Source organism: Shewanella sp. 11B5 (assembly GCF_002836795.1).
Taxonomy (GTDB): Bacteria; Pseudomonadota; Gammaproteobacteria; order Enterobacterales; family Shewanellaceae; genus Shewanella; species Shewanella frigidimarina.
The window spans coordinates 1-3,586 of the sequence record NZ_PJAP01000851.1 but is presented as its reverse complement, the minus strand read 5'-3'; the positions used below and the strand labels follow the sequence as shown (position 1 = coordinate 3,586).

Genomic DNA, 3,586 nt, shown 5'->3' with positions numbered 1-3,586 from the left:
TCTTTGTCGGAAACTAGAATGTCCTCAGCAAAGTGGCACAGTTTACAAGCTGCAGATGTTTTACAGCGGCTTGATTCTTCGCTAACGGGCCTGACTACGGAACAAGCCAAAAAACGCCTGATTGAATATGGTCATAATACTATTATCCAAAAACCACGACGTTCCTTGCTGTTCATTTTACTCGGGCAGTTTTCTGATTTCATGATAGTTGTGTTGTTGGTAGCAGCCGTGATTTCGGGTTTTCTTGGTGAGCCACAAGATACCATTGCTATTATGGTGATCGTATTACTTAATGCAATTATCGGCACAGTACAGGAATTTAGGGCAGAGCGCGCTGTGGCGGCACTGCGAAAAATGGCAGCGCCAGATGCTTATGTATTTCGCGATGCACTTGAAGTGACTATTGACGCAACAGCATTAGTGCCGGGTGATGTTGTTATGCTTGAAGCCGGAAATCTTGTGCCTGCTGATGTGCGCTTACTGGAAGGGGAAGAACTGCTGGTCGATGAATCAACCCTGACTGGTGAATCACATGCAATAGAAAAGCAAACAGAACCGCTAGCTGATAAAGAATTAGCCATTGGTGATCGTTTGAATCTAGTTTTTAAGAACAGCATGATTATTCGTGGACGTGGTAAAGGTGTGGTAGTTGCCAGCGGCATGGAAACCGAGATAGGCCAAATAGCTGGACTGCTACAAGATGAAACGAGTGTAAAAACCCCCTTGCAAACACGATTGTCTGGTTTTGGCCGATACCTTGCCTTGACTGTACTGGCAATATGTATAGTGGTATTTGTTGTCGGCTTGCTGCAAGGACAGTCAATATTATTGATGTTTTTAACCTCGGTGAGCTTGGGTGTAGCTGCGATACCGGAAGCACTCCCTGCGGTGGTGACCATTTCACTTGCTTTGGGTGCACGTAAGCTGATCCGACATAATGTGCTCGTGCGTAACTTACCCTCTGTCGAAACCCTAGGTTCAGTTACCTATATATGTACAGACAAGACCGGTACCCTGACACAAAATCTCATGACAGCGGAGTTATTTTTTGTCGCTGGAGAACTGCGACAATCAATGCCTGAGTCAGAAGCCAGTATTCCATGGACAGAGCTTGGCCAAGCCATGGCACTAAACAATGACATCATGGATAAAGACGGCAAACCTGCAGGTGAGCCGACCGAGCTAGCACTTTTCGAAGCCGCTCACATGGTCGGTTTTGATAAGTCCATCTTAGAGCAGGCAAAGCCTCGTATAGCCGTTATTGCGTTTGATAGCGAACGAAAACAGATGACAACCTTGCATCAAACATCCGATGTTATAACTGCGTACATCAAAGGCGCGCCGGAGCAGGTGCTACAACAATGTATTCAGGGATTAAGTAATGATGGGATTGCAGTATTTGAAGCGACGGCCATACTGGCTGAAGCAGCACAGTTAGCGAATAAAGGTTACCGTGTACTGGCATTTGCAAAACGTGAATTTAGCTGTTTGCCAGATCCGTTGGACGCTGAAGTGGTGGAGCGAGAACTCACCTTTTTGGGGCTGGTGGCGTTGATCGATCCGCCGCGACCCGAAGTGCCTCAGGCCGTAAAAGATTGTCTCACAGCGGGAATTATTCCGGTAATGATCACTGGCGATCATCCGGGTACCGCGTTTGCGATAGCACAACGTTTGGGCATTATAGATAACGATAGGGCGATGCTAAGTGGTGATCAACTCGCTAAAATATCCGATGAAGAATTCTCCCGCCTAGTTGACTCAATACGGGTGTACGCAAGGGTGACACCGGAACAAAAATTACGTATCGTCAAAGCGTTGCAGGACAAAGGCGAATTTGTCGCTATGACTGGAGATGGCGTCAACGATGCGCCGGCATTGAAGCGTGCCAGTATTGGTGTCGCCATGGGCCAGAAGGGAACCGATGTGGCTCGCGAAGCTGCGGATATGGTGTTATTGGACGATGACTTTTCTTCAATCGTGCGAGCGATACGGTCGGGTCGACGCACTTTCGATAATATTCGCAAATTTATTAAATATACTTTGAGTTCCAATGCTGGTGAAATCTGGACCTTGTTCCTTGCACCGTTTCTCGGGTTGCCTATTCCTTTACTGCCGATTCATATCCTGTGGATTAATCTAGTGACCGATGGCCTGCCGGGTCTTGCATTAACCACTGAGCCAGCCGAACCGAATATAATGAGTCGTGCGCCCAGCCCTCCAAAGGAAAGTATTTTTTCTCATGGTATGTGGCAACATATTATCTGGGTAGGATTGTTTATTGGTGGAATATCCATTGCGACTATGGCGTGGGCTATTTCCCGTGACGTTGTTTACTGGCAGACAATGGTGTTTACGGTATTAACGGTATCACAGTTGTTTCACTCACTGGCGGTTCGCAGTGAGAGTGCTTCATTATTGCGTATTGGTTTGTTCAGTAATTTACCGATGTTAGGGGCTTTTCTGTTAACGTTGTTATTTCAGATGGTCGTGATTTATACACCTGCGTTAAACACCATTTTCCATACACAGCCTCTGCCAATGGTCGATCTTATTGTCTGTCTGTTGTTGTCTTCACTTATTTTGTTTGCCGTCGAGATTGAAAAATGGTTAATGCGCCGTGGTGTTATTTACGCATAGTGTTATATATGGATAGTGCGTTACCGCGATGGCCTGCGGCCACTAACGTCGTGGCACTTTGCCACACCAGAACAAGAGGAACTCAACGGATGTTTCCTCTTAACTCTTCTAAAAAAATTGGCCCAGCCGCCCTGCAACATTTTTCTATTTTCTTCAACGGCCTCAATTTAAATATTGAATTTGTCCAAAATAAGTCAGCTAATTAGATTTGAGCTTTTCCTATTTGGCTTTTCCCTGTGATCGCTACATTTACAACGTCCTGTAGCTCACATGCTGCACGCAATAAGTTCAAATGAAGCTACGTTATAAATCAAGCTAAACCAATACCAAGTAAGCTGGGTTAATCAATACCTCAAACACACTTTTTTCCATCTCTCTGCTCGCTGGCATGGCTAGCCAAGATCTGCCTCAAAGTAATTTAGAGCGACTATTCATTCACAATATACTTATATCAGTTAGCCATAAATTTACTCATGCTAGCAATGGGATTGGTTTCAATATCAATTAATTTACAAGAATGAATCTAAAAGAATGGCTAACCTTACTTAGCTTATAAAGTAAGGTTAGTACCAAAGGTAAAGCGGATATAAGTGGCTAGTTCATTTTGAGAGAGTCGCTAGAAAATGGCATCTTTTTCTACGTTTCAGCACCATAAAACCTTCCCCATAGAGTGTTATGTTTATTTGTACTGTTATAAATTGATTTGTGCTAAAACTTCGCCTAAGTTTATCGTTATGAAAACACCGAAATGTTAGTAATGGCATGTTTAACCCTAGGGCCTGTTGATCTTTCAAGGTTGTTTTTGCAGCGAATTGTTGGTCATTACTCACATTTATAACTGCGCGGCAGAGACTTTGTGGTGTAGTTATTCTACATAAAAAGTCGATAACGCAGTAAAAATGACCAACAAACGCTGCCCGAAGGGTTCGGCTAAAAACGTTTTACTCTT

1 protein-coding gene is annotated in these 3,586 nt (G+C 44.3%); it reads left to right on the top strand.

Annotation, left to right across the window (positions count from 1 at the left end):
- Positions 1-2,637, top strand: a 2,637-nt coding sequence (locus CXF78_RS17100) for a cation-translocating P-type ATPase (protein WP_308302272.1), incomplete at its 5' end; no start/stop codon positions are given.
- Positions 2,638-3,586 lie beyond the last annotated feature (949 nt).